The organism is Paenibacillus sabuli (genome assembly GCF_014705605.1).
Lineage (GTDB): Bacteria > Bacillota > Bacilli > Paenibacillales > Paenibacillaceae > Paenibacillus_D > Paenibacillus_D sabuli.
The window spans coordinates 17,118-42,873 of the sequence record NZ_JACXIZ010000033.1 but is presented as its reverse complement, the minus strand read 5'-3'; the positions used below and the strand labels follow the sequence as shown (position 1 = coordinate 42,873).

General features: G+C 62.7%; 29 protein-coding genes. 8 read left to right on the top strand and 21 right to left on the bottom strand.

The window, feature by feature from the left end:
• Nucleotides 1-7: 7 nt before the first annotated feature.
• The gene (locus tag IDH44_RS18375; protein WP_190920229.1) at nucleotides 8-748 is read left to right on the top strand and encodes an alpha/beta hydrolase; all 741 of its coding nucleotides are present in this window, start codon (nucleotides 8-10) and stop codon (nucleotides 746-748) included.
• Nucleotides 749-1,154: 406 nt separating this feature from the next.
• On the opposite strand, the gene IDH44_RS18370 is transcribed toward IDH44_RS18375, so the two are convergent.
• The 12 genes from IDH44_RS18370 to IDH44_RS18315 form a co-directional block, all read right to left on the bottom strand.
• Nucleotides 1,155-1,823 (bottom strand): response regulator transcription factor, encoded by a 669-nt coding sequence (locus IDH44_RS18370; RefSeq protein WP_317890211.1) that lies wholly within the window; start codon nucleotides 1,821-1,823, stop codon nucleotides 1,155-1,157.
• Between the two features lie 4 nt (nucleotides 1,824-1,827).
• The gene (locus tag IDH44_RS18365; RefSeq protein WP_190920227.1) at nucleotides 1,828-2,829 is read right to left on the bottom strand and encodes a sensor histidine kinase; all 1,002 of its coding nucleotides are present in this window, start codon (nucleotides 2,827-2,829) and stop codon (nucleotides 1,828-1,830) included.
• Between the two features lie 207 nt (nucleotides 2,830-3,036).
• Nucleotides 3,037-3,723, bottom strand: a complete 687-nt coding sequence (locus IDH44_RS18360; RefSeq protein ID WP_190920225.1) for a PspA/IM30 family protein — start codon at nucleotides 3,721-3,723, stop codon at nucleotides 3,037-3,039.
• A gap of 1 nt (nucleotide 3,724) precedes the next feature.
• Entirely contained in the window at nucleotides 3,725-4,210 is a 486-nt protein-coding gene (locus tag IDH44_RS18355; RefSeq protein WP_190920224.1) for a PspC domain-containing protein, read from the bottom strand.
• 7 nt (nucleotides 4,211-4,217) lie between these two features.
• Nucleotides 4,218-4,892, bottom strand: coding sequence for a PspA/IM30 family protein (locus IDH44_RS18350; protein WP_190920222.1), 675 nt, complete (start codon nucleotides 4,890-4,892; stop codon nucleotides 4,218-4,220).
• A gap of 64 nt (nucleotides 4,893-4,956) precedes the next feature.
• Nucleotides 4,957-5,256: a LiaF transmembrane domain-containing protein gene (locus IDH44_RS18345; protein WP_190920220.1), complete on the bottom strand. Its 300-nt coding sequence runs from the start codon at nucleotides 5,254-5,256 to the stop codon at nucleotides 4,957-4,959.
• A 208-nt stretch (nucleotides 5,257-5,464) separates the two neighbouring features.
• On the bottom strand, nucleotides 5,465-6,277 hold the full coding sequence (gene tatC, locus IDH44_RS18340; protein ID WP_190920218.1) for a twin-arginine translocase subunit TatC: 813 nt from the start codon (nucleotides 6,275-6,277) through the stop codon (nucleotides 5,465-5,467).
• Between the two features lie 102 nt (nucleotides 6,278-6,379).
• A complete protein-coding gene (locus IDH44_RS18335; protein WP_190920216.1) occupies nucleotides 6,380-6,607 on the bottom strand; it encodes a twin-arginine translocase TatA/TatE family subunit in 228 nt (75 codons plus the stop codon).
• A gap of 46 nt (nucleotides 6,608-6,653) precedes the next feature.
• Nucleotides 6,654-7,676 carry a molybdopterin-binding protein gene (locus IDH44_RS18330; protein ID WP_190920214.1) on the bottom strand — a complete coding sequence of 341 codons (1,023 nt, stop codon included), beginning with the start codon at nucleotides 7,674-7,676 and terminating at the stop codon, nucleotides 6,654-6,656.
• Complete coding sequence (locus IDH44_RS18325; RefSeq protein ID WP_190920274.1) at nucleotides 7,673-8,167, bottom strand: MogA/MoaB family molybdenum cofactor biosynthesis protein; 495 nt, start codon at nucleotides 8,165-8,167, stop codon at nucleotides 7,673-7,675. Before IDH44_RS18325 ends, IDH44_RS18330 begins: the two co-directional genes overlap by 4 nt.
• 62 nt (nucleotides 8,168-8,229) lie before the next feature.
• Nucleotides 8,230-8,736, bottom strand: coding sequence for a cyclic pyranopterin monophosphate synthase MoaC (gene moaC, locus IDH44_RS18320; RefSeq protein WP_190920212.1), 507 nt, complete (start codon nucleotides 8,734-8,736; stop codon nucleotides 8,230-8,232).
• Nucleotides 8,733-9,395 (bottom strand): 5-formyltetrahydrofolate cyclo-ligase, encoded by a 663-nt coding sequence (locus IDH44_RS18315; protein WP_190920210.1) that lies wholly within the window; start codon nucleotides 9,393-9,395, stop codon nucleotides 8,733-8,735. Before IDH44_RS18315 ends, moaC begins: the two co-directional genes overlap by 4 nt.
• Before the next feature lie 211 nt (nucleotides 9,396-9,606).
• On the opposite strand from IDH44_RS18315, the gene abc-f reads away from it, so the two are divergent.
• The 3 genes from abc-f (at nucleotide 9,607) to IDH44_RS18300 (ending at nucleotide 13,443) form a co-directional block, all read left to right on the top strand.
• On the top strand, nucleotides 9,607-11,541 hold the full coding sequence (abc-f, locus tag IDH44_RS18310) for a ribosomal protection-like ABC-F family protein (protein WP_190920208.1): 1,935 nt from the start codon (nucleotides 9,607-9,609) through the stop codon (nucleotides 11,539-11,541).
• Nucleotides 11,542-11,944: 403 nt separating this feature from the next.
• Nucleotides 11,945-12,370 carry a hypothetical protein gene (locus IDH44_RS18305; protein ID WP_223869805.1) on the top strand — a complete coding sequence of 142 codons (426 nt, stop codon included), beginning with the start codon at nucleotides 11,945-11,947 and terminating at the stop codon, nucleotides 12,368-12,370.
• A complete protein-coding gene (locus IDH44_RS18300) occupies nucleotides 12,367-13,443 on the top strand; it encodes a phosphodiester glycosidase family protein (RefSeq protein ID WP_190920206.1) in 1,077 nt (358 codons plus the stop codon). The genes IDH44_RS18305 and IDH44_RS18300 overlap by 4 nt, the downstream gene beginning before the upstream one ends.
• A gap of 1,124 nt (nucleotides 13,444-14,567) precedes the next feature.
• Here IDH44_RS18300 and tsaD read toward each other — a convergent pair.
• The 7 genes from tsaD to IDH44_RS18265 form a co-directional block, all read right to left on the bottom strand.
• Complete coding sequence (gene tsaD / locus IDH44_RS18295) at nucleotides 14,568-15,692, bottom strand: tRNA (adenosine(37)-N6)-threonylcarbamoyltransferase complex transferase subunit TsaD (RefSeq protein WP_190920270.1); 1,125 nt, start codon at nucleotides 15,690-15,692, stop codon at nucleotides 14,568-14,570.
• A gap of 26 nt (nucleotides 15,693-15,718) precedes the next feature.
• Nucleotides 15,719-16,219: a ribosomal protein S18-alanine N-acetyltransferase gene (gene rimI, locus IDH44_RS18290; protein WP_190920204.1), complete on the bottom strand. Its 501-nt coding sequence runs from the start codon at nucleotides 16,217-16,219 to the stop codon at nucleotides 15,719-15,721.
• A gap of 4 nt (nucleotides 16,220-16,223) precedes the next feature.
• Nucleotides 16,224-17,069, bottom strand: coding sequence for a tRNA (adenosine(37)-N6)-threonylcarbamoyltransferase complex dimerization subunit type 1 TsaB (gene tsaB / locus IDH44_RS18285; RefSeq protein WP_317890210.1), 846 nt, complete (start codon nucleotides 17,067-17,069; stop codon nucleotides 16,224-16,226).
• Complete coding sequence (gene tsaE / locus IDH44_RS18280) at nucleotides 17,066-17,551, bottom strand: tRNA (adenosine(37)-N6)-threonylcarbamoyltransferase complex ATPase subunit type 1 TsaE (protein WP_190920201.1); 486 nt, start codon at nucleotides 17,549-17,551, stop codon at nucleotides 17,066-17,068. The genes tsaB and tsaE overlap by 4 nt, the downstream gene beginning before the upstream one ends.
• Nucleotides 17,526-18,599 carry a thiamine-phosphate kinase gene (gene thiL, locus IDH44_RS18275; RefSeq protein ID WP_190920199.1) on the bottom strand — a complete coding sequence of 358 codons (1,074 nt, stop codon included), beginning with the start codon at nucleotides 18,597-18,599 and terminating at the stop codon, nucleotides 17,526-17,528. Before thiL ends, tsaE begins: the two co-directional genes overlap by 26 nt.
• A gap of 126 nt (nucleotides 18,600-18,725) precedes the next feature.
• A complete protein-coding gene (locus IDH44_RS18270; protein WP_190920197.1) occupies nucleotides 18,726-19,595 on the bottom strand; it encodes a YitT family protein in 870 nt (289 codons plus the stop codon).
• Nucleotides 19,596-19,760: 165 nt separating this feature from the next.
• Nucleotides 19,761-20,327, bottom strand: coding sequence for an FAD-dependent monooxygenase (locus tag IDH44_RS18265; protein ID WP_190920196.1), 567 nt, complete (start codon nucleotides 20,325-20,327; stop codon nucleotides 19,761-19,763).
• A 222-nt stretch (nucleotides 20,328-20,549) separates the two neighbouring features.
• Between IDH44_RS18265 and IDH44_RS18260 the strand changes: the two genes are divergently transcribed.
• On the top strand, nucleotides 20,550-21,155 hold the full coding sequence (locus IDH44_RS18260) for a TetR/AcrR family transcriptional regulator (RefSeq protein ID WP_190920194.1): 606 nt from the start codon (nucleotides 20,550-20,552) through the stop codon (nucleotides 21,153-21,155).
• A gap of 95 nt (nucleotides 21,156-21,250) precedes the next feature.
• Nucleotides 21,251-22,567, top strand: a complete 1,317-nt coding sequence (locus IDH44_RS18255) for an MFS transporter (protein WP_190920192.1) — start codon at nucleotides 21,251-21,253, stop codon at nucleotides 22,565-22,567.
• Nucleotides 22,568-22,586: 19 nt separating this feature from the next.
• On the opposite strand, the gene IDH44_RS18250 is transcribed toward IDH44_RS18255, so the two are convergent.
• Nucleotides 22,587-23,495, bottom strand: a complete 909-nt coding sequence (locus IDH44_RS18250) for a polysaccharide deacetylase family protein (RefSeq protein ID WP_190920190.1) — start codon at nucleotides 23,493-23,495, stop codon at nucleotides 22,587-22,589.
• Nucleotides 23,492-23,791, bottom strand: a complete 300-nt coding sequence (locus tag IDH44_RS18245) for a hypothetical protein (RefSeq protein WP_190920282.1) — start codon at nucleotides 23,789-23,791, stop codon at nucleotides 23,492-23,494. The genes IDH44_RS18250 and IDH44_RS18245 overlap by 4 nt, the downstream gene beginning before the upstream one ends.
• 148 nt (nucleotides 23,792-23,939) lie before the next feature.
• Between IDH44_RS18245 and ku the strand changes: the two genes are divergently transcribed.
• Nucleotides 23,940-24,794: a non-homologous end joining protein Ku gene (ku, locus tag IDH44_RS18240; RefSeq protein WP_190920188.1), complete on the top strand. Its 855-nt coding sequence runs from the start codon at nucleotides 23,940-23,942 to the stop codon at nucleotides 24,792-24,794.
• Nucleotides 24,795-25,733 carry an ATP-dependent DNA ligase gene (locus IDH44_RS18235; RefSeq protein WP_223869803.1) on the top strand — a complete coding sequence of 313 codons (939 nt, stop codon included), beginning with the start codon at nucleotides 24,795-24,797 and terminating at the stop codon, nucleotides 25,731-25,733.
• Nucleotides 25,734-25,756: the final 23 nt, after the last annotated feature.

The following is a 25,756-nucleotide window of genomic DNA, read 5'->3' as shown; positions in this document are numbered from 1 at the left end:
GGCGAAAATGGAACAACCGTGTCTGCTTATCCATGGGTTTACGGGAAGTGTGTGGGAGGTAGAGCCGCTTGCATCGTATTTGCGGGACCATGATTGCCGACCGGCGACGTTTTTACTCAAAGGGCTCGGCGGCACCCGCCGCGACATGCGCGGTTCGACGCGCCTGGATTGGTTGCGGATCGCAGAGGAAGAGCTGGAGAAGCTGCTGCGCCAGTATCCGCGCATTCACCTCATCGGATTCTCGACCGGGGCCCTGATCGCCTCGCATCTGGCCATCCGCTATCCTGAACGAATCAGCACGCTCACGCTGCTGGCAGCGCCGGTGTATCTGTTCAACGGACGGGTGCTGCTGCGCTCGCTGACGCAGCCGCATATGCTCAAAAATTACGCCCGCAAGCTGTTGTCGACCCCGATCCAAACGGCGCGGGAATTCAAAAGCATGCTCATGGAGTCCAACGACATCTATAGCCGGATCGAGATGCCGACGCTCGTCGTGCAAGGCGATCACGATCATATCGTGCGCACCGAAAGCGCCCATCATATCTACCGTCATCTGCGCACGCCGGCCAAAAAGCTGCTGATCGTGAACAACTGCGGCCATATGGTCTGCCATCATGCGGCCAGTCGATCCGACATCTTCGAGCACGTGCTGCGCTTCGTGACCCAGGTCCGCGCCGAGCAGCCGGATCGCGAAGGGCAGTCTGCACCTGTGCCCGGTCTCGCCGGACTACAGACGCTGCAGCCTTGAACCGAGACTCGAAGGGCGGTGCCCGGCAGCATAACGGCGGTCGGTCATGAGGAACGCTTAGCGGTGATAATAGCGCTTGTTTTTGACTCAATCACCTGCTAAGCGTCGCTGATGTCCGTTAGAGCCTCATCTCGACCGCGAGCAGGCGAATCTCTATCTGAGCTTATACGCGCTATAAGGAAAAGGCACCGTCCGGCGCGATGCCGAAAACGATGCCTCAAGTCTCGTTTGCAACTTGGTTAGCGATGACAACGAAGCGGCACGAGGCTTCCCGATCGCGAAGCCGACCAGGGACCCCACACCGCTACAGTCGTCACTTGCCGTCATGCACTGAACCTCGACCTGTGCGCGAAAGCGCCGCACAGACACAAAACGGGCTCGCGGCCGCACAGCCATGCCGTCGTGCTTATTCGGCAATGCCGTTTTTGTGGGCGTAGATCGCCGCCTGCGTGCGGTCCTCGACTTCCAGCTTGTTGAAAATATTGGTGATGTGATACTTCACCGTCTTGATGCCGATGAACAGCTCGTCTGCAATGTCCTGATTGGACTTGCCCTGGGCCAGCCGGTGCAGCACGTCCATCTCGCGCTCGGTGAGCTCCTCGTGCAGCGCTTTTTTTTGCGGTTTTTTCGGGGTGCGCAGCCGGTTCATCATCTTCGCCGCCACCTGCGACTCCAGCACCGATTGGCCGCGCGCCGCCGCCCGGATCGCATCGGCAATCTCGCCGGCGCGCGATGTTTTCAGCAAATAACTGAACGCTCCCGCCTCAATGACCGGATACATCTTGCTGTCGTCGATGTAGCTGGTCAGCACGATGACCTTGCAGTCCGGATGAATATCGAGCACCTGCTTGGTCGTCTCGACGCCGTCCATCCCTTCCATGACGAGATCCATCAGCACGATATCCGGCTTGTACGCCTGTGCGAGCCGGATCCCCTCCTGGCCGGTGCTGGCCTCGCCGACGACCTCGATGCCGTCCTCCGTATCCAGCACGGCAGCCAGGCCGATGCGCACCATCTCGTGATCGTCCACCAGCAGCACCTTGATCGACTGTTGCTCCATCGCTTGCTCCTCCATCTCCTCAGCTGTTCCCCCTCTGATCGGCCAATGCCGGTATCGCGATCTCGATCGTCGTGCCCTGCTTCGGCGCGCTCAGCAGCTGCATCGCGCCGCCCAGCTCCGTCACCCGCTCCTGCATCGTCAACAGGCCGTAGGAGGTCTGCTTTTTGGACTCCGGATCGAAGCCGACGCCGTTGTCGCGCAGCGTCAGCCTGATCTGATTGCCATAGCGGAACATGGCGATCTCCATCTGATCCGCGCGCGCATGCCGGAGCGTATTGGACAGCGATTCCTGCACGATGCGGAACAGATGGTCCTCCGCCTGCGGGAGCAACCGGATCGACTCGTCCATCTCCAGACGGATCTCCATCGGCACCTTCTGCTTCAGCTCGTCCAGCAGCGTGCGCAGCGCCTGGGCCAGCGTCTTGCCATCGAGCTGGATCGGCCGCAGATGGAGCAGCAGCGCGCGCATCTCCGACTGGGCGACCGAGGCCATCTCTTCGATCAGCTCGACCTGGCGCCGGGCACGCTCGAAGTCCTTGTCGATCGTGCGGCCGACCGCCGTCGCTGTCATCGAGATGGCAAAAAGCTGCTGGCTCACCGCGTCGTGCAGCTCGCGCGCCAGCCGCTGCCGCTCCTCGATTACCGCGGTGAAGCGCACCTTCTCCTGCCAGACCCGGTCCTCCGCAGCCTCGTCCTCCTCTGCCCCCTCGGCGTCCGACTCCTCATCGCTGAGCGTGACCGATCGACTCCGTCGGCGCTGCTGCTCGGTGAGGCGTTTGATCGTCTCCTTGAGCTTGATCCGCTGCAGATAGCCGTAGATCGTCACGGAGATCATCGCCAGCCCGATGAATGACAGGCCGATCGCGGCCGCGGCCCCCTGCAGCTGGAACCATTCCAGATAGCCGGCTCCCTGCAGGACCAGCACGAGCAGACCGACGATGACGAGCAGCCACAGCACAGTCTCCGCCGTATTGCGCCGCTGGTTCGGCTGCACTTTCGGGACGGGCTTTTTGTCCTCCATCAGTATCCTCCATTTGCTTGCGATCTGTGTACTTGCGCTTGCGGTCTGTGTATTTCTGTGTATTGGACGAGAGCGCCCTGTGTTAGGTTGCAGCCGGCCCGCAGGTTCTTACATGCAAAAGCAAGCCGACTGGAGGAGGAAGCGCCGCCGGGCGCTTCCTCTTCTCGCTTGGCTTGCTGGGCGAATGGGGCCCGCGCATGCTGTGCGCTATTCGCCGGACGTTTGATTCATCCGCGCCTTGAGCGCATGCAGCTGCTCGTCGACCTTCATTTGCTTCTCCGGATCGACCGGCGCGCTTGCGCCGGCACGCGGCGTATACAGGCCAGGGGCGCGGAGCACGTCGGCTTCCGCCTCCATTTGCATAATTTTTTCTTCCATTCGGCTGAACCCGCGCGAAGCGCCGCCGCTTTCGATTGCATGGCTCGTGCTCATCTGCGACATTTGCTTCTTGGCTTTGGCCATCTGGGCCCGTGCCACCAGCTCGTTGCGCTTATTGCGCAGCTGATAGAATTCGTCCTTCATCTCATGCAGCTGGGCCATCAGTTGGTCGGCATGCTCCTTGGCTTCGGCATGCAGATCGCTGTATTCGGTCAGCTTCTGATCGAAGAACACCTTCTCCTCCAGCAGCTTGCGCGCCAGCTCCTCGTGTCCGCCGCGCAGCGCTTGCTCCGCCTTCGTCTCGCGATCCGCGCCGTTGCGGGAGGCTTCTTCGACACGCTGACGCATCCGGCGCTCGCTCGCCATCTGCTTGGCGACCGTCACCTCGGCTTGATGAATCTCGGCTTCCATGTCGCGCAGGTATTGATTCAGCATGACGACCGGATCTTCCATCTTGTCGAGCATCTCGTGCAGCGAAGCCTTTGTCATGTCCTTCATTCGTTTGAATACACCCATGTTAATGATCTCCCTTCTCGTATCTTGCCAATTTGGCGCGCAATTCATCAATCTCCTTGCGCATCGCCTTCTTCTCGATATCGCCCATCATGCTGTCCAGGTCGGGGGCTTGCTGCGCGCCGCCGCTCCGAGGCTGCTGCGGTGGCTGCTGCGGCTGCTGCCAGCCGGACCATTGTTGGGAAGGTCCGCTCTGCGGGCCGTGTCCCGGATTATAATACCCGTGGCTGCCCGAGCCGGGCCGCCTGCCGTACGGGTTGTCGTACGATTGACCATACGGATCGTGATAACCGTCCATGCGGTACGTCGGCTCCTTGGGCACGACGAGTCCGGCCAGGACGTAGACGAGAATCAAGGCTCCGCTAGAGAAGATGACTGCGACGATAAACAATACCCTGAGCAGCGTAGCGTCGATGTTGAGCAGTTCGGCCACTCCGCCGCACAGGCCAAGCAATTTCTTGTCCCGTGTGGACCGGTATAGCTTTTTCATCGGGTGGTCACCCTTCCTTGGAAAGTTTGCGCCTCAGCTGCTCCAGTTCGCTCTCGATCACCGACTGCACCGAAGCGCCGGCGCGACCGAGGAATTCCTCGCCCGAGCGACGCAGGTCGCGAAAGCTGCGCGCCTCCAGCTCCATATCGCTGATGCGATCCTCAAGCCGCCGGAACATGCTGTCCGGACGCTGGCCGGAGCCGCCCTGAGCGCCGTATCTGGCGTTCATGCGCTGCTGCAGCCGCAGCGACTCCATGCGAGCGGTATAATATTCGCGCTTGTCGTACACGCTCTGATATTCGCCGCGCAGCTCCTGCAGCAGCTCCTCGAGCTCCTCGATGTTCTTGCGGCTCTCTTCATAGAGCTGCTTGTATTGCGCGGCATGCTGATCGTACGAGCTTTTCTCCCGCAGCGCCATCCGCGCCACGTTCTCCTCGTCCGCCTTGAGCGCCAGCATCGCCTGCTGCTCGCGCTTCTCGCTCTGTTGCTCCGCCTGCAGCCATTGCTGCTTGAGATGGCCGCCGTGCGAGGCGTATTGCTGATACAGGCGCTCGGCCTGTATAATTTCTTCCCTTGTGCCCCACAGGAACTGGTCGATCAGCCGGACAGGGTCCTCGGCCTTCTCCAACCGTTCGTTCAATGTCGCGATCGTGATGTCGCGTACCCGACGTATCAAGCTCATCTTGTTCCCTCCGTTTCCCTTGAGTTAGAGCGCTGCCTGCGCAGCCTTGTCCGCGATCAGGCGCCTAGTCGATATATGCCCGTCCGCTGCGCTTGCGAAACATCGTCACGCCCCAGTAGATCAGCGCGACCGCGCCGAGGAACAGGATCAGCCCCGACAGCTTGCCGAGCAGGATCAACGCTCCGATGGCGACGAGTCCGCCGCCGATGTACTTCTTGTCGTTCTTGAGTCCGACCCAGCCGAGTCCGATCAGAATGACGGGGAACAAAAAGCTCATGATCGAATCCGTCAGTCCGAGCATCCGCAGCAAAATCCAGCCGCCGAGCAAAACCAGAATTACGCTGAGCGCCGCTTTACCGTTCATGCTTGCCCTTCACCGCCTTGTACGTAGTGTGGATCATCAATCAACCTTATGACTCTATTGTAGGGGAAACGCCGTGAATCCAAAACAGACCTGCGGCGGTTTTTGGACCTGGACTGAGGTCGGGGAGCAGTTGGGCTGCAGGCTGAGCATAAAAAAGCCCGCCGTCCCGATGCGGGAGGGCGGGCGGCAAGCGCGACGCGGCACGGCGTCACGCATCCGGACCGAACTCTTCCTCCCACGCCTTGTCCGCCTGCAGCTGCTTGCGGTAGATGAGGGCGGAGAGCATGATGCTGAACTCGTAGAGCAGGATGAGCGGCGCCGCCACGAGCAGATCGGAGATGACGTCCGGCGGCGTAATGAGCGTGCCGACCAGCACCATCAGGAAGTAGGCAATCCGCCGCAGCTTGCGCAGCCGCAGCGGGTTGACGATCCGCAGCTTGGTGAGGAACATCATCACGATCGGCAGCTCGAACAGCAGCGAGATCGGCACGATAATATTGAACATGAACGAAAAATACTGCACGACGCCGTACGTCTCCACCAGTCCGAGCCGCTCCGCCACCCCGGAGGTGAAGTGGAACGCCATCGGAAACACGACAAAATACGAAAACGCAAAGCCGAGCAGCAGCATGAGCAGCGCAAACGGCACATACCGCAGCGCCGAACGCTGCTCGCTCCGGCCGAGCGCCGGCTTGACAAACCGCCACACCTGCAAAAGCGCAAACGGCAGGGCGGGAATCAACGCGATGACGAAGGCGATCTTCATATAAATGCCGATGCTATCCCAAGGCGACAGCGCATTGAGCGGCAGATTATTCAGCGGCTCCTGGGAGACGAGATACTCGTAAAGACCTTGCGCCGCGATGAGACCGATCACAAGTCCGAGCACCGTGACAAGCAGCACGGCGATCAGCCGCTTGCGCAGCTCTCCGATATGATCGAAAATCGACATTGCCCGGTCGCGCCGCTCCTTGGCCGCCGTGTCCGCAGCCGATGGAACGTCCGATTCGTTCACCGCCATGCCTTCGCCTCCTTTCGCTCGCCTATTCCTCCGCACATGCAGAAACGGCTGTCATCCGGCCCGGATGGCACCCGTTTCCCCAGCCTTGCGATCTTCAATTCCTCAGTCCGGCAGACGCTGCGCGCGCGGCTGTTCCTCCCGCGCTTCTGTGCGGCTTGCGTCCTTGCGATCCTGCTTGTCGTCGTCCTCCATGATCTCGCGCGCGCCTTTTTTGAATTCCCGCAGCGTGCTGCCAAAAGCGCGGCCCAGCTCGGGCAGCTTCTTCGGTCCGAACAGCAGCAGCGCCACAACAATCAATAGGATGACGCCGGATACGCCCAGTCCACTCATTGGTGTTAACCTCCTTTATGATCAACCACGTAAACGTCTCATGCCGTCAACAGCCGAGAAAGCCGCCATAGCCCATCGTCACGATGTCCTCGCGCACGATCGTATCGCCGGCGAGAATGCGCGCCAGCAGCACGTCGAACGAGGTGAACGGGTCGTGCATGACGCACCCGGGCAAGCCGAGCAGCGGCACGCCGTCCAAATAGCTCATCAGCAGCATGGAGCCGGGCAGCATCGGCGTCCCGTAGCTCACGATGTCCGCGCCGACCGCCTGAATGGCGCCCGGCGTCCGGTCGTCGGGGTCCACGGACATCCCGCCTGTTACCAATATCATATCATACCCCGCGCCGCGCAAGTAGTGTATTTCCTTGACAATTGTATGGCGGTCGTCCGGTGCGAAGCGCTGCTCGCCGACCTCCGAGCCGAGCGCCTCGAGCTTGGCCCGCACAGCGGGGCCAAACTTGTCCTCGATTCGTCCGCTGTACACCTCGCCTCCGGTCGTCAGCAGGCCGACCCGCATCCGCCGCAGCGGACGGATCCGCAGCGGCGCAGCGCCGGTGCGCTGCCTGCATTCACGGGCCAGCCGCTCGACCTCGGCGAGCTTGGCCTCCGAGGTGTAGAGCGGGATGACGCGGGTCGCCGCCAGCGGTCCGCCCTCGCGGATCAGCGTATGGTGGCGCGCCGTGGCGAGTGCGATCTCGCCGAGCCGATTGACCTCGTGCACGAGCGTCTCGTCAATCGCGGCCAGCCCCGTATGCTGCGCCTTCAGCGTGACCTTGCCCTCATGCGGCTCTCCGTATGCGATGCCTTCGCCGGACAGCGCCTTCGCCATGCGCAGCGCCGCGTCGTCCTCGTGCAGCTCGCCCTCGCCCAGCTCGAGAATATAGATGTGCTCCTTGCCGATGTCGAGCAGCTTGGGGATATCGGCTGCTGTGACGATATGGCCTTTTTTGAACAGTCTGCCCTTGAACGTACCGGGCACGATCTGCGTCAGGTCATGCGCCAACGGAAGGCCGACCGCCGCCTCGACCGGGATCTCCCGCAGCCGCGTACCGCCTGCGCGCCCGCTCATCGGCTATGCTCCCCGATGCGGCCCGACAGAATACCGAGCGCATGCGGCAGCTGGTCGATGATTGCCAGCAGGCTCTCGTGGACGCCCTTGGGACTGCCCGGCAGATTGATGATCAGCGAATGTCCGCGGATGCCGCAGATGCCGCGCGAGAGCATCGCCCGCCTCGTCTTCTGCATCGAGCCGGCCCGCATCGCCTCGGCGATGCCCGGCACGAGACGCTCGACCACCCGCTGCGTCGCCTCCGGGGTCACGTCGCGCGGCCCCAGTCCGGTGCCGCCTGTCGTCAGCACGAGATCCGCCTGATAGTATTCCGTCATCTCGATCAGCGCCGCCGTGATCTCATCCTGCTCGTCGGGCACGATGCGGTAGTCCACGATGACGCCTCCCAGTTCTTCCTCCACCAGCTCGCGGATGACCTGAGCGCTCGTATCCTCCCGTTCGCCTCGCGAACCTTTGTCGCTGGCCGTCAATATCGCTGCTTTCCACTGCACCACGGTCACCCCTCCCCCACCTCGAGATTGCGCATATTCGATTCGCCACAGCAGCCGAGCTACTAGATCGAAGGGCCGTCTTGCTTCGAATCACGCTCCAGCTCGTAGTCGCCGCTCTTGCCTCCGCGCTTGCGCACCAGCTCCGTCGTTCCGATCGCCATGTCCTTCTGCAGCGCCTTGCACATGTCGTATACCGTGAGCGCCGCCGCCGATACGGCCGTCAGCGCCTCCATCTCCACGCCCGTCCGTCCCGTCGTGCGCACCGTCGCTTCAATAAAGAGGCGATCCTCGCCGTTGTCGTCGAAGCGAATATCGATGCCGGTGAGCGGCAAGGGATGGCACATGGGGATCCAGTCTGCCGTATGCTTGGCGGCCATGATGCCGGCCACCTGGGCCACAGCCAGCACGTCGCCCTTGCCGACGGCGCCGGCCTTGATGCGCGCCAGCGTCTGCGGCTGCATCGTCACGGCCGTGCGGGCCGTCGCCTCGCGGCTGGTCACCGCCTTGTCCGTGACATCGACCATCCGCGCCCGTCCTTGCTCGTTGATATGCGTCAGCTTGTCGTTCATGCCTCGCTCTCCTCTTCGTGAGCCTTCGCGATCGGCGCGGCGCCTCCTGGCGGCCCGATATAGACGGCGCGCTCCGTCATGACCGCGTCCATCGCAGCGTCATGCGGCTGAAGCGGCACCCGCGCCACGAGCTGCGCTTCGAAGGCGAGGCCGACCCAGCCGGCATCAGCTCCCGCCGCGTCCATCCGCTCCCTGAAGCGGTCGTAATAGCCGCCGCCGTAGCCGAGCCGGCCCCCGTCCCGGTCGAACGCCAGACCCGGCGCGAGCACCGCGTCCGGCCATTCGCCCTCCTCGCAGCGCGTGGCCCGACGCGGATCGGGCTCGCGTATGCCATAGGCGCCGGGCATCAGCTCGTCCCAGCTCCGTATGCGATAGAGCGTCATCGCTCGGGTCGCTGGCTCGCAGCGCGGCAGCAGGACAGGCAGTCCGGCGCGCCACAGCCGCTCGATCAGCGGCCCCGTGTCCACCTCCGAGCGCCAGGGAGCGTACAGCATCGGCCGCGCGGCGCCCGTCTCGGTCAGCCAGCGGGCCGCGCGGTCGCAGACGCGCGCCGACCATGCGTCCCGGCTGGCTGCGTCCAGCCGGTCGCGCAGCGTGCGCATCTCTTGGCGCAGCGCCCGCTTGCCCTCGCTTGACGGATCATTTGTCGCTTGCTTCATGATTGCTCGTACCCCACCGTCAGTCGTAATTGTTCCGATGCTTACAGTTTACCATTGTTGGATATTCTTCGCCAATCCCCCCGCAGCAATCCACGGCCGGTTTCGCGCTGGTCGGCAGGTGCGCGCCATCCCGCTTTTTTCGCGGCGTCGTTTCAGGTAAACTGTAAGAAAAGACGCGCCATACGCATTCTATTTCATACGGAGGTTCATTATGCTGCTTCAATTATCCGACCTGTCCAAAAGCTACGGCGTCACGTCCGTGCTCTCTCATATTACGATCCAGGTGCAGGCGCGCGAGCGAATCGGGCTGGTCGGCGTCAACGGCGCGGGGAAATCGACCCTGCTGCAAATCATTGCCGGCGAGCTGACGGCCGACAGCGGAAGCATCTACAAGGCGAAGGAGACGACGATCGGCTACCTCGCCCAAAACAGCGGCCTCAGCTCCGCACGCACGATCGACGAGGAAATGCGCGCCGTCTTCGCACCGCTGCTCGAGATCGAGCGCGAGCTGCGGGAGCTGGAGCGAAGCATCGCCGATCCGCACGTGCAGGCCGACGCTGTCCGGTATGCCGAGCTGCTCGATCGCTATGCCGCGCGCTCCGAGCAATTCCGCGAGCGCGGGGGCTTCGAGATCGACACCCGCATTCGCAGCGTGCTGCACGGCATGGGCTTCGGCAGCTTCGATCCCCGCACCTCGATCGACGCGCTCAGCGGCGGGCAGAAGACCCGGCTCGCACTGGCGCGCATCCTGCTCCAGGCTCCGGATCTGCTGCTGCTCGACGAGCCGACCAACCATCTGGATATCGATACGCTGACCTGGCTGGAAGGCTATCTTCGCAGCTACTCGGGCGCTGTGCTGGTCGTCTCCCATGACCGCTTCTTCCTGGACGCGATGACGACCTCCATCATCGAGATCGAGCGCCACGCCGCGCAGCGCTACACCGGCAATTACAGCCGTTTCATCGATCTCAAGGCCCAGCAATACGAAGCGGCGATGAAGCAATACGACAAGCAGCAGACCGAGATTGCCCGCATGGAGTCCTTCATCGCCCGCAATCTCGTGCGCGCCTCCACCACCAAGCGCGCCCAGAGCCGCCGCAAGGCGCTGGACAAGCTGGAGCGGCTGGACCGGCCCGGCGGCGAGCTGAAGCGCGCGCATTTCAGCTTCGAGATCGAGCGGCAGACCGGCAAGGAGGTGCTGGAAGCGACCCGCCTGACGATCGCCTACCCCGACGCCCCCGCCCCGCTCATGCGCGACGTCACACTGCGCCTGCAGCGCGGCGAGACAGTCGCGCTCGTCGGTCCCAACGGCATCGGCAAGTCTACCCTGCTCAAAGCGCTGGTCGGAGAGCAGCAGCCGCAGGCGGGCACGGTGCGCTGGGGCACGCACGTGCGGATTGGCTATTACGATCAGGAGCAGACGCAGCTCAGCGATGCCAACACCGTGCTCGAGGAGGTGTGGAGCGCCTTCCCGCACATGGAGGAAGCGCGCATCCGGACTGTGCTCGGCAACTTCCTGTTCAGCGGCGAGGATGTCAAGAAAAAAATCGCCGCGCTCAGCGGCGGCGAACGGGCGCGCGTAGCGCTTTCCAAGCTGATGCTGCAGCAAGCTAATGTATTAATCCTGGACGAACCGACCAACCACCTCGACCTGTACAGCAAGGAGGTGCTGGAGTCGGCGTTGATGGATTTCGAGGGCACACTGCTGTTCATTTCCCACGACCGCTACTTCCTCAACAAGATGGCCGAGCGGATTGTCGAACTGTCGGCCGAGGGCGTTCATCATTTCCTGGGAAATTACGACGAAATGCTGGACAAGAAACAGGAAATGGCGGAATTGCGGGAGGAAAAGGCGGAAGCTTTGCAAAATGCGGGAAAAAGAATCGTCGCTTCGCCTGCTGCGGAAGAATCCGACTACCAGAAGGAAAAAACGGCGAAAAAAGAGGAACGTCAGCGGCAGCGCAAGCTGGAGCAGCTGGAGCAGACCATTGCCGATCTGGAAAGCGACATCGAGGCGCTTGAACGACAACTGGCGGATCCTGCTGTCTACAATGATTACGTCAAGGTACAGGATTTGCAAGCGGAAATTGATGAAAAAAAGGCGACGCTCGGCGAACGGTATGACGAGTGGGAGCAATTAATGTAATTAATTACCATAAACTTCGCGTCAACTTCGCTATCCACGATTTCCACAGCTTTATCCACAACAAATTGTGAGTTGTTCTAAAATTCTGTCGATAAATGCAGGCTCAAAACGGGCCTGCCTTTGTATTTTCTTAACAAAGGAGCGAATCCAACGCATGACATGAAAGTTTTACACACATCATCCACATTATCCACAGCCGACTGTTGAAAAACTTGTCCCCAACCGCAGTTTTTGCCCCCACCCTGCTGTCTCTCGCTTTCGAAGCGTTGTCCACAGCTGTGTGGGGATATGTGGATAACGTTTTACACATGATGCAATACGCAACTTTTTCCTTCATTCGTCGTCTAATGGTATGACAGGGACAAGCTGCACATTGATGGACATGGAGGAGAATAACACGCGCATGAATACCGAATACCAGACGAGCCTTCCGCAAAGCCGCGAACAGCGTCGGCGCAAGACGGGCAGCGGAAGAATTGTTTTTTTTGTGTTGTTGTGGATGCTGCTGATTGCTGCCGGTGCAGGAGGCACGATGTGGTACACCGAGCAGGCGCGGATCGCCGTTACCTCCGATCTGGAGCGCCAAACCTCGGCTCAGATTGCCGCGCTTCAGTCCGCTTACGACCAGCGGCTGGCGCAGGTGGAGCAGGACTTCGAGGCGGAGCTGACGACGCTCTCGGGCAAGGTCGACCAGTTGAACGAGCTGCTTACGTTCACGAAGGACAATGCGACCGATCGGACGGACAACAGCAACAAATTATATAGCCAAATCAACGAAGTCAAAAAACAGCTCGACGAGCTGAAAAAAAGCCTGGATGTGCTGAAATGACCACGCCGCTCAAACTGATGAATCGCACATTGCTGCTCGCCTGCGCCCCCTTCCTGGGGATGCTCGTCTGGCTCTTGTGGGCGGGCTTCTCGTTGGAGCTGGGCAGCTCCGCTTATCCGGAGGCGCCGCCTGCCCCGGCGTCTGCGAGCGCGGAACTTGGCGCCCCGATTGCGGACAAGCTCGACGCCTCGCAGGAGCTGGCCAATGTCACGGCGGACAAAATTCGCAAAACCGCCTGGCTGTATACCGAGACCGGCAAGCAGATGCAGCAACTGGTTACGTTGGCCACCGCGCAGTCGGGACGGCCGGGCCGCATATACGACAGGCGCATCACATTGGCGCTTGGCACGCCGTCGAAAACGGTGCAAAGCGACAAGCTGCGCGCCCAATTGTTCTACGTGCGCGCGCAGCACTTCAAGGGGTACGCGCTCAAAGTCAAGCTGAAAGAGGAAGGCGCCATGTCGATGGTGCTGGGCGAGGACAGGTTCGGAGGCGCCGAGACGACGCTGGCCGCCGTCAAGCGCTATGGCGCGATTGCCGGCGTCAATGCCGGCGGATTCGCCGACCAGCGCGGCTCGCGGTATCCGCTCAGCACGACCGTGATGGACGGCCAATACGTCAACGGGTTCGAGCCGACCTTCTCCAACTTATTTTTCGTCGGCGTCAACAAGAACCGCAAGCTCGTGGGCGGCAATTATACGACGCAAGCGGAGCTGGATCGGGACGAGCCGGAATTCGGCGCTTCCTTCGTGCCGATCCTGCTCAAGGACGGCGTCAGTCAGACGATCCCGGCCAAATGGGCATCCAGCCCCAAGCGAGCCGCGCGGACCGTCATCGCCAATTACAAAGACGATCAATTGCTGTTCCTGGTCACCGATGCGGCGGACGAGTCCGGCCGCTCCGGCGCCACGCTGGGCGAGCTGCAGCTTTTGCTCCGGCGCTTCGGCGCCCAGGACGCCTACAATCTCGACGGCGGAGGCTCGTCCTCGCTCATTTTCGACGGACGCATCGTCAACGCCCCGTCGGACGGACGGCTGCGCAAGCTGGCCACGCACTTTTTGTTTTTTGAGTAGGCGGCGTTGCGCCGATGCATGGTGCTGTGCGGCGCGCACAATAGGCGCATGAAGGCACGCGGGTGACGTATGACGAGACAGGCGCACGGCGAGATAAGGCAATGCACAGCGCATAGGGAATACGATGAGGTAAGGCAATGAAAGACTGTAATGGAGTACGATACGTCAGGCAATGAAAGACGGCGCAGGGCGCACAGTGATATAGACAACGGAAGGCGGCGCACGGCGCACGGTGATATAGACAACGGAAAGCGCGCACGGCGCACGGTTGCATGGTTACGCCAAAAAGGCGGCTCTCTAAATGCGAGAGCCGCCTTTTTGGATTGTTGCATGCGCAGAGCCTCCATACATTCGCTCCGCGCGCCGATTTAAGCTCACTTTTTGCGGTTACTCAGCTAATTTTGCCCCGCGCGTCGATTTAAGATCACTTTTTGCGGTTACTCAGCTAATTTCGCTCCGGACGCCGATTTAAGCTCACTTTTTGCGGTTACTCAGCTAATTTTGCCCCGGACGCCGATTTAAGCTCACTTTTTGCGGTTACTCAGCTAATTTCGCTCCGGACGCCGATTTAAGCTCACTTTTTGCGGTTACTCAGCTAATTTTGCCCCGGACGCCGATTTAAGCTCACTTTTTGCGGTTACTCAGCTAATTTCGCTCCGGACGCCGATTTAAGCTCACTTTTTGCGGTTACTCAGCTAATTTCGCTCCGCGCGCCGATTTAAGCTCACTTTTTGCGGTTACTCAGCTAATTTCGCTCCGGACGCCGATTTAAGCTCACTTTTTGCGGTTACTCAGCTAATTTTGCCCCGGACGCCGATTTAAGCTCACTTTTTGCGGTTACTCAGCTAATTTCGCTCCGGACGCCGATTTAAGCTCACTTTTTGCGGTTACTCAGCTAATTTCGCTCCGCGCGCCGATTTAAGCTCACTTTTTGCGGTTACTCAGCTAATTTTGCCCCGCGCGCCGATTTAAGATCACTTTTTGCGGTTACTCAGCTAATTTCGCTCCGGACGCCGATTTAAGCTCACTTTTTGCGGTTACTCAGCTAATTTTGCCCCGCGCGTCGATTTAAGCTCACTTTTTGCGGTTACTCAGCTGCTTTTCCTCCGACGGCCGATTTAAGCTCACTTTTTGCGGTTACTCGCCGGCCCGACTGACCATTGCTCGAGCGGGAGCTGCGGATCGGCCTTCATGTCGAGCGGCGTGAATTCGCCGCGCTGCCACTTGAGATGCGCGGCCGCGCCGATCATCGCCGCATTGTCCGTACACAGCACGAGCGGCGGCACGACCAGCGGCAGGCCCGCCTCGCGGCAGCGCTCGCCGAGCGCCGCCCGCAGGCCCTTGTTGGCGGCGACGCCTCCGCACAGCAGCAGCTGCCTGACGTCATATTCACGCGCCGCACGCATCGCCTTGGTCACGAGCACGTCGATGACCGAGGCCTGGAAGCCCGCGGCCAGCGCCTCGCGATCGATCGGCTGCCGCTTCATGCGGGCCTGATTCAGCTGTGCGAGGACGGCCGACTTCAGCCCGCTGAAGCTGAAATCATACGCATCCGGCTCCAGCCAGGCGCGCGGCAGCACGATCTCGTCCGCGCTGCCCGCGGCGAGCGCATCGACATGTGGGCCGCCCGGATACGGGCATTCGAGCGCGCGCGCCACCTTGTCATAGGCTTCGCCGACCGCGTCGTCGCGGGTGCGGCCGATGATGTGGAAGCGCCCCTCCCGCTCCAGGACGACCAGCTCGGTATGCCCGCCGGAGACGACGAGCGCCAGCGCCGGGTAGCTCAGCTCCTCCACGAGCCGATTGGCATAGATGTGCCCGGCGATATGATGGGTGCCGATGAGCGGCACGTCCAGCGCCAGCGCCAGACTTTTGGCCGCCACGATGCCTACGAGCAGGGCTCCGACGAGACCGGGGCCCTGCGTCACGGCGACCGCACTCACGTCCTGCAGCGCAATCCCCGCTTCGCGCACCGCCTGGCGAGCGATCAAGGTAATCGACTCGACATGCTGGCGCGAGGCAATCTCCGGCACGACGCCGCCGAACTGGCGGTGGATGTCGATCTGGCTGCCGATCACATTGGCGAGAATCTCGCGGCCGTCGCGCACGACCGCGACAGCCGTCTCGTCGCAGCTCGTCTCTACCGCCAGAATCAACGAGCCGGCTGCGACCCGGTCCTCGTCACGCACGGCGTTCGCCGCGTTTGCTTCCGGCCGCCGTGCGGCTGCATCTTCCGTTTTGCCGCTCATCTCCATGCCCTTTATCTCCGTGCCGCTCATCCTGGCGTCCCCTCTCCGTGCTCGGGCTTGAGCTCCGCCCACATGATCAGGGCATCCTCGTGATTATCCGAATAATAGCCCGGCCGCAGGCCCGAGGGCGTGAAGCCGTGCTTTTTGTACAAATGCTGCGCCAGCGTATTGCTGACCCGAACCTCCAACGTCATGCGCTGCATCCCGCTGTGCACGGCCAAGCGCTGCAGCTCGCCGAGCAGGCGGCTGCCGAGTCCGCGCCCTCTCCAGTCGCCGCGCACCGCGATATTCGTCACATGCGCCTCGTCCATGATCGTCCACATGCCGCCGTAGCCGATAATCTCGCCGCCCCGCACCATCACGGTATAGCGCGCGAAGTGATTGCCCGTCAGCTCCTGCCGAAACGCATCGGCCGACCACGGGCTGCTGAACGACTCGCGCTCGATGCGGCAGATGGCCGGGATATCCCGCAGCTCCATCGCGCGAAATTCGATATCATCCAGCTCTCGCTCGATCTGCTCCATCATGCCCTCAGCCCTCCCGTCCTTGCGCAGCCGCGCGCAGCTTGGCTTCCGCCTCTGCCAGCTGGGTATAATTCGGAGTGAGGCCATGCACCTCGTCCGCCTCGCCGCGCGCCAGCCTCCGCCGGCCCAGCTCGGCCACCCAGCGGCCCGCCATATGCGCCGAATCGAGCGCCACCCGCAGCGCGCCTGCCGCGTCGTCATGCGAGCCGGCGGCCAGCGCATCAATGGCGGCGGCGTGCGGCCCCGGATCGCCCGCGAATACAATCGCCTGCGGCGGCTCCGCCGCAGCAGCCGCGCGGCGGAGCAGCTCGTCCGTCCAGCCATCCATCAGCCGGATGCCGTCGTCGGCCAGGCGCGTCCAGCCGCCTGCGGCCGAGGCCGCAAAAGCGGCGCTGTACACTTGCCCCCGGCGCGCATCCATAATCGGCACGAACCAGCGCGCGCCGCCTGCCGCCTCTGCCGGATCAGCCTCCGCGCGCCGCCAGGCGCCGTACGCGAGCGCCTCCAGGCTGGACACCGCCGCCACCGGCTTGTCCCATACCCAGGCCAGCGTCTTGGCCGCTGTCACGGCAATGCGCACGCCTGTATAGGAGCCCGGTCCGCAGCCTACGGCGATCCCCGTCAGCGCCTCCGGACGAACGGCCGCCTCGCGCAGCAGCCGCTGCAGCATCGGAATGAGATGCACGGAATGGTTTTTTTCGGCGACCGACTGCACCTCGCCCAGCACCCCGCTACTGCCGATCAGCGCCGCTGCGAGTGCGGCCGTAGAGGTGTCGAAGCCCAGCACCGCTCCGCTCCGCGCTCCCGTCTGCTCCTGTTCACGCTCATGCATCTGCTCCAGCTGTATGCTCACTGCTCCGCTCCCCCTCCCTGCCGCAACGTCTCGATCCAGCCTGCATACGGCGCGCCGATGCCGGTCAAGCGGATGCTGCGGCGATCATCGCCCGCATGGGCGATACGCAGCTCCAGCCGCTCCGGCGGCAGCAGCGGCTCGATCCGACTCGCCCATTCGACGACAGTGACGCCACTGCCATAGAAATAGTCGTCCAAGCCCAGCTCGTCGGCCTCCGCCGTCGAGATCCGGTAGACATCCATATGATAGAAGGGCAATGTTGCGCCTTCGTATTCCTTGATAATCGTAAAAGTCGGACTATTGACCAGCTCGGTCACGCCGAGCGCCGCCGCCAGCGCCTGCGAGAAGCGCGTCTTGCCCGCCCCGAGCTCGCCGTCCAGCGCCAGCACGCTGCCTGCGTCCGCGAGCGCCGCCAGCCGCTGCGCCAGCCGTACCGTATCGGCCTCCGAGCCGATCTCATATCTCGTCGTTGCTGTCGTCATCGCTCTCTCCTGTCGCCGAAGCAAAATGATTGTAGCCGCCCTTGGCGAGCGGCGCGCGACCTCCGCCGCGGTCCAGCCATACGCCGGACGGCCCGGACTCGACCACGCCGATTCGGTAGAACGGGATGCCGCGCGCGCGCAGCGCCGCCCCCGCCTGCTCCGCATCGTCCGCCGCAATTGTCCCCATGAGCACGTAGTCCTCGCCGCCGTAGAGCACCCAGTCGAGCGGATCGCGTCCCTGACGGCGCGCATAGCGCGCCATGCTGCCGCTCAGCGGCAAGCGCGCCTCCTCCAGCACGATTGAGACGCCGGAGGCCTCGGCCAGCTCCCAAGCCTCGCTGGCCGCGCCGTCGCTCACGTCGTTGAGCGCATGGCAGGTGCCCCGCTCCGCCAGCAGACGGCCGCCCTCCGGCGAAGGCACGGGCCGGCGGTGCGCCTGCACGAGCGATCCGGCCTCGTCCGCCTCGATCGCCGCCGCTCCTGGCCGCGCGGGCGCCGCCAGCAAGTAATGCAGCCCCGCCGCCGACAGCCCGAGCGGCCCGGTCACGAATACCGCGTCGCCGGGCTTCGCCCCGCTGCGCGGCACGGCTCGCCCTGCGGGCACGGTGCCGGTCACGGTGACGCTGATCACCAGATGCTCCGGCGCCGAGGTCGTATCGCCGCCGACGATCGCGACGCCGTAGCGCGCGGCGCATGCATACAGGCCGTCATACAGCGACGTCATCCGCTCTGCCGTGCAGGCGGCGGGAGCGCTGATCGAGACGAGCGCGTGCGCCGGCTGGCCGCCCATCGCGGCGATGTCGCTAATATTGGCGGCCAGCGCCTTGTAGCCGACGTCCGCCTCGGACATCGTACGCCAATTGAAATGCACCGTCTCGACCATCGTGTCGACCGCCAACAGCCATTGCACCGGTTCGCCGTCCGCGCCCTGCGGCGGTTCGACGACAGCAGCGTCGTCGCCGATGCCGAGCCGTACGCCGCGGGCGCTCAGCCACTGAGGCGATTGGCGACCGCTCGTCCAGCGGCGAATCCGTTCGAATTCATCCACTTCATCGCCCCCCGCCTTATTTTCGTCCTATTATATCGGTCCTCCCGCGGCGGGGCAAGCTCCGCGCCGCGCATGCCAAAGCGGCGGGCCGCAGACCGCGCGTCCCGCCGCATCGTCGCCCGCTTTCTAGTGAATGTCTTTTTTGCGAAAGCGGCCGCCTGCGACGTCGTGAATGTTGCCGATTGCCAAAAACGCCGATTGATCAAGCTCGTTCACGATCGATTTGAGCTTCGCTTCCTCGAGCCGGTTGATGACGCAAAAAATAACCTTCTTGCTGTCTCCCGTATAAGCGCCTTCGCCGTTGAGAAAGGTGACGCCGCGGCCGAGCCGCTGCATGATCGCCGAACCGATCTCGCCCGATTCCTCGCTGATGATCCAGACCGACTTGGACTGATCCAGGCCCTCGAGCGTAATGTCGATCATCTTGTAGGCAATGTAGTAGGCGATAATCGAGTACATAGCGCGGTCCCAGGTGAACACAAAGCCCGCCAGCGACATAATGAACAGATTGAAAAACATGACGATCTCGCCGACGGAAAACGCGCTTCTGCGCGTAAACAGAATGGCGACAATCTCCGTCCCGTCAAGCGAGCCCCCGAACCGGATGACCAGACCGACGCCCGTGCCGAGCACGACGCCGCCAAAAATCGCCGCCAGAAAATCGTCGATGGTCAGCGGCGGCACATGATGCAGCAAAAACGTGCCGAGCGACATCACCGAAACGCCGTACAGCGTGGATAAGGCGAAGGTTTTGCCGATCTGCTTGTAGCCGAGAAACAAAAACGGCAGGTTGAGAACGAATAGAAACAAGCCAAGCGGCCACTCGGTAAGGTACGACACAATGATTGAGATGCCGACGATGCCGCCGTCGATAATGGAGTTGGGGACCAGGAAAATTTCAAGCCCGATCGCCACAAGCGAAGCTCCGATTGTAATGAACAAGATCCGTCGCAGCAATTGAAGCCTCGACAGTCTGGTGTGCTGATGCTGGGCCATATGCGCCGCTTCCCCCATTCCCTATCTTATGTATCTATCTCTTTATTTTACCTGAAACCGGACGGGGTGCATAGATGCACAATGCAAAACGGCTGCCCCGGGAATCGGAGCAGCCGTGCCTGAGGCTGGGATGATGCCGTACGTGTGCGAGGCTAGACGGGCGGGTCAGGACTTGAGCACGTCGTGGTCGACGTAGCGTTCGCCGTTCAGCTCGCTGATGACGTTGATGGCGACCTTGGCGCCGTCGCCGGCCGTGACAATCGTGTGCACGCTGACGCCTGCGGCGGTACCGGCGGCCCATACGCGCGTCAGACTCGTCCGTCCCGCGGCATCGCAATCGACGACCGTCTTGATGCGCGGCTCCGTGCCCGGCTTGACGGCGATCCCGCTCGCCTCCGCGAGCTCGGCGAACAGTCCGGTCGCGACAATCGCGTGCTGACCTTCCAGCACCTCGCCCGACTCGGTGTGCACGCGCACGCCGCTATCGCCCGACTCGATCTTGACCGCTTTGCCGGCGATCAGCTTCGCGCCGAACTTCTCCGCCTGGCGCTTGCCCGTCTCCAGCAGATCGGGCCCCGCCGTCTCCGGCACGCCGTAATGATTCTCGATCCAGGCCCGCTTGGTGATGCTCTGATCGCTGTCGATTACGACCGTCTCCTTGCCCGCCTTCGCCGTGAACAACGCCGCGCTGGCGCCGGCCGGGCCGGCGCCGATGATGATTACTTCCGCCATCTCAATCGCTCCCTTCCATGATCGCTGCCGATAATGGCCAGTCGCTTCCAGTCCCAGTATAGCATAGCCCTCGGCTGCTTCACAAAAGCAAGCGCGCCTCGCACCCTGCCCCCCAACTTGCAAAACGAAGACGTGTCCGCCCGCTTGCAAAACAAAGACGAATGCGATACACTCGAATTAATTAGACTGATCGGTCATATTAATTCGAGAGGAGGGAACGAGATGGCGCGCAAAACCGCTGCGGAAGCCGAGCAATCCAGACAGCAAATCATGCGCAGCGCCAGGGCAATTTTTGTGGAAAAGGGCTACGGCGCCGCCTCGATGGAGGAAATCCGGGGCCGTTCCGGAATGAGCAAGGGCAGCATTTACTATCATTTCAAGAGCAAGCAGCAGTTGTTCCTGGCGATCCTGGAGCAGAATATACAGGACTGGCTGGACAAGTGGAAGCAGATCGCGCAGCCGGATCAAAGTCTCACCGACAAGCTGCACGCGCTGGCCGTCCACTGGGTGCTGGACTTTGATAACCCGCTGATCAGCGCCGGCGACGAGTTCGTGGCCAGCCATAGCGACGAGCCCGAGGTCATCAAAAAAATGATCGCCCTGACCCAGCTCCATCACCCGATTATCCGCGACATCCTGGAGCAAGGCATCGCAGCGGGCGAATTGCGCCAGGAAGATCCGGACATGCTGACCTACCTGCTCTTTGGCACGCTCGGCGGCCTCGGCATGGCGCATTACGACCAGCTCCCCCGAGCGAAGGTGCTCGCCCTGTACCGCATGGCCATCGAGGTCTTCCTGCACGGCGTGCAAGCGCGTCAACCCGTCTGATGACGGGCTTGGCCGGGCCGGCGGCTGCGACGCCGCCGCCATCAATTAAACCGGACAGTCATATTAATTATTCGAATAAGAAAGGTGGAAACGACTTGTCTCCCTTACTGCGCAACCGCGTGTTTCTCGTCGTCGCCGGAGCCGATCTGCTCCAGCAGATCAGCATATGGATCCGCAACATGGCCTTGCTCTTCTATATTATGGAGATGACTAACAATGACCCGACCGCAGTTGCGCTGCTCAGCGCGCTGCAATATGCGCCGATTTTACTGTTTTCGCTCGTAGGCGGCACCTTCGCCGACCGCTGGAATCCGAAAAAAACGGTCATTGCCGGGGATACGCTCAGCGCACTCTCCATACTCGCAATTCTTCCGCTCATTGCAGCGGGCTGGTGGCAGGCGGTATTTGCCGCAACGGTCGTCTCGTCCATCGTCAGCCAATTTTCCCAGCCCTCATCGGCGGTCCTGTTCAAGCGTCATGTGCCGGAGACCCAGGTCGGCGCGGCGATCGGCATCACCCAGAGCCTGATGTCGCTGTTCGTCGTGCTCGGACCGGTGCTCGGCACGCTCATCTACAGCCGCTTCGGACTGGAGCGCTCGCTCTGGGCGCTGGTCGCCTTGTTCGGAGCGGCCGCGCTGCTGCAATTGCTCCTGCCCGCATCCAGCCGCAGCCGCGCAGGCGGGCAAGCGCCCGCGTCGGCTTGGGCCGATCTGCGCTCGGGCTTTCGCTATGTTCTCGCCCATGCCAATCTGCGCACAATCGGCGGCTTGTTCCTGCTGCTCGGACTGGCGGTCGGCGTGACGCAGCCGCTCGATGTGTTCGTGACGATGGAGCGGCTGCAGCTGCCCAAGGAAGCGGTGCAGTGGTTCGCCGCCTCGGAAGGCGTCGGCATGCTGATCGGCGGTGCGGTCGCAGCCGCGGCGGCAGGCTGGGCGCAGCGCCGGGGCCGGTTGATCCTGCCGCTGGCAATGCTCGTTTTTGCCGCCGTGACGATGACCGAGGTGCTGTCGCTATGGCCGCTGCTCACCGGCAGCGTCAGGGTGGTGTCCGGCGTCACGATGGCCTTCTTCCAGATCGTGCTGAGCGCGCTGTTGATTCGCGAAGTCGCCGAGGCCTACATCGGCCGTACGAACGGCATCATCACGCCGCTCATGATGGGCGGCATGCTGGCCGGCACGGCGCTCTCCGGTCCGCTCGTCAAGCTCGTGTCGCTCTTCGGCGCGTACGGCCTGTCCGCGCTGCTGCTGGCGGCGGGAGCGGTGCTGCTCACCCGGCTGCGGCCCGCCGGCGCCGCAAGTGCCGGCGCACGTGCAAGTGACTCCGCCGTTGCAGGCGAAGCGCAGTATCGCCATTCAGCCTCGGCGAATCATGACAGCAACGCGCGCCCGGACGCGCGTGCGCCGGACCTGTGACGCCGCGGCAGAGTCAGAGTCAGGGCAACCCGAGCAGTCCGGGTATTGTCGCGAAGCCGACGCCCTCCTCGCGCAGCCGGGCGATGATGCGGGGCAGCGCCTTCACCGTGCCGCTCAAGTCCTCGCCGACGCCGCCGCCGGAATGCTGCAGGATGATGGCGCCGGGCTTGCTGTCGGCCAATACATTGGTGGCGACCTCGTCCGCGGACAGCCCCTTCCAATCGAGCGAGTCGACGTTCCAATTGATAATTTTGCGATGCTGGCTGGCCAGCCACTGCAGCTGCGATTCGTTAATATTGCCGTACGGCGGCCGGACATAGGTCGGCGTGTAGCCGGTATATTGTTTGATCAGCTTGTCCGTCCGGGTGATCTCCTCGCGGAATCGCTTGTCGGAGAGCTTGGGCAGATTGGCGTGGCTGTACGAATGATTGCCGACTACATGCCCTTCGGCGACGATGCGGCGCATCACGTAGGGATGCGCCTCGATGCGATTGCCGACGACGAAGAAGGTCGCTTGAATGCCCGCCTTTTTGAGCGCATCCAGCACCATGGGCGTATACGTCTTGTCCGGCGCGTCGTCGAAGGTCAGCGCCACCTTGCCCGAGCCGGCCGGCCCCTGCAGCAAAAATGTGCTCGGGTATTTGCTGCGCAGCTCGGCCAGCGTCATCGGCTTCGGATCGCGCGTCTTTTTCTCGCTTCCGCCCGACAAGTCGGGCGTCTGCTTCTCCGGCGCGGCCGACTTGATCTTGAGCGCGCCGCGCGGCGTCCGAGCCTGCGCGCCGGGATGGTTGTCCCGTTTGCCCGCAGGCGTCTGCGACTCGGCGTCCGGGCTCGAATCGGAGGTCGCCGCTGCGCATGCGCCGAGCATCAGCATGCCGCCGAGCACGAAGACAAGCAAGCCTCTGCCGCGCTTCATGGTCCGCTTCATTCCGCCTCCGCCCCCTGCCCTTTTGGTCTGCGCGCCTGCTCCTGCGCGTTGCGCGCCAGTTGCTCGGGCGTACCCGCCTGAGGCGAGGCCGACGCCTCGTCGCGCGTCCCCGGCATCGTGTCGGTCGTGGTCTCCTCGATCAAGCCGTTGTGCACCGTGACTTGCCCCCCGCCCAGGCCTTCGTTGACCATGCGGTCGATTTCCATGTCATAGACGTCCCGGCCCTCGACGCGGCCCTCGCTGCCTGGCTGCGATTGCCCCCGGCTGCCGCCGCTGCGCTGCTGCTTCTCGCTCATTGCCCCTCATCCTCTCCTTTTCAGGTTTGCCAAGCTCTAATTAAACGTGCCCGCCCCGACTGATTTTCATGCATTCCGGGCAACCTGAATATAGGTAGAAGAACCGGAATACCCAACCGATTCAGGGAAAAAAGGAGGCGAAGGCATCATGCATACGGTATGGAAAGGCGCAATCAGCTTCGGTCTCGTCCATGTCCCGGTCAAGATGTTCTCGGCAACGGAGGACAAGGACATCTCGATGCGGCTCGTCCACAAGGCGTGCGGCGGACCAATCGCTTATGTCCGGCAATGCAAAAATTGCGAGGTCGAGGTCGCATGGGACGATATCGCCAAGGGCTACGAATATGAGAAGGGCAAGTTCGTCCTGTTTGAAAAGGAGGAGCTTGACGCGCTCGCATCGGAGACGACCAAAACGATTCAAATCCTCGACTTCGTCGATCTGACGGAGATCGATCCGATTTACTTTCAAAAAACATACTATCTCGCTCCGGATCAGGCCGGCGGCAATGCGTACCAGCTGCTGCTGGAAGCGATGCGGGGCTCGGGGCGCATCGGCATCGCCAAAATCTCGATTCGCTCGAAAAGCTCGCTGGCCGCGATCCGCGTGCTCGACGGCTGTCTGGCGATCGAAACGATCTTCTACCCTGACGAGATCCGGCCGATCAGCCAAGTGCCGGGCCTGCCGGAAAAGCCGGCCGTCAACGAAAAAGAGCTCGGCATGGCGCAAATGCTGATCGAGCAATTGACCTCCCCGTTCGAGCCGGCAAAATACACCGACGATTACCGCACCCGGCTGATGGATCTGATCGGCAAAAAAATCGCCGGCGAAGAGGTCCATATCGCGCCGGAGCAGCAGGAGACGAATGTCGTCGATCTGATGGCGGCGCTGCAGGCAAGCCTGGAAGCGGTCAAGGTCACCCCCGCCGACGGCGCCGGCGCCGAGAAGCCCAAGAAGAAGACCGCCAAAAAATCGAAATCGTCCGCCGAGGGGACGGGCTCGTAGATGACGGAGCTGCCCGCCGAGCCGATGGCGCCGCTGGTGGCGCGGACGCTGCCGGAGGGCGACGCCTGGGGCTATCAGCTGAAATGGGACGGCGTGCGCCTGCTGGCTGAGATCAAGTCCGCTGGCGAGGTCGCACTCTACTCGCGGCGACTGCTGCGCAAAGACAGCGTCTATCCGGAGATCGTACGGGCACTGCGCAAGCAAGCGCACGCGCTGGAGGACTGTCTGCTCGACGGCGAGCTCGTCTATTGGGACGGGGATCGGCCCAGTTTCGCCAAGGTGCTGCAGCGCGAGCGCGCAGGCGCGACCGGGAGATCTTCCGCCGAAGGCCGGCTGCTCTACGTCGTCTTCGACCTGCTCGTCAGCGGCGGCCGCGATGTGCGGAATCGGCCGCTGCGGGAGCGCCACGAGCTGCTCCAGCAGCTATTGCAGCGGGCCGGGGCCGGCGCCCCTTCCTCCGCGCTGCTGCCCTGCGAGCTGTACCGCTCCGGCGCGGACCTGTGGTCCTGGGTCGAGGCCCGCAGCTGGGAGGGCGTCGTCGCCAAGCGGCTGGACGGTCCCTATCGCGAGGGCAAGCGCCACGACGACTGGCGCAAGGTCAAGACCGCGCTGCGGCTGCCGGTCGACATCGTCGGGCTCAAGCTGCGCGAGGGGCGCGTCGCCAGCCTCGTGATGGCGGAGGATGGGGCATTCGTCGGCTCGGTCTCGCTCGGGCTCAGCGAGGCGATGCGCGAGCTGCTGCGGCAGCGGCTCGTCCCGCCGCCGCAAGCCCCGACGCTGCCGTGTCCGTTCGTCCAGTTGCCGGCGGAGCTGACCGGGGCGCGCATCGTCTGGCTCGCGGAGCCGCTGCCCTGCCGGGTCACCGGACTCGAGCGCACCGCCGCCGGTCTGTTGCGGCATCCGAAGCTGCTTGGCTTTGGCCGTGATGAGTCCGGGTAGCGTGACGAGTTCCTGTCGCGTCG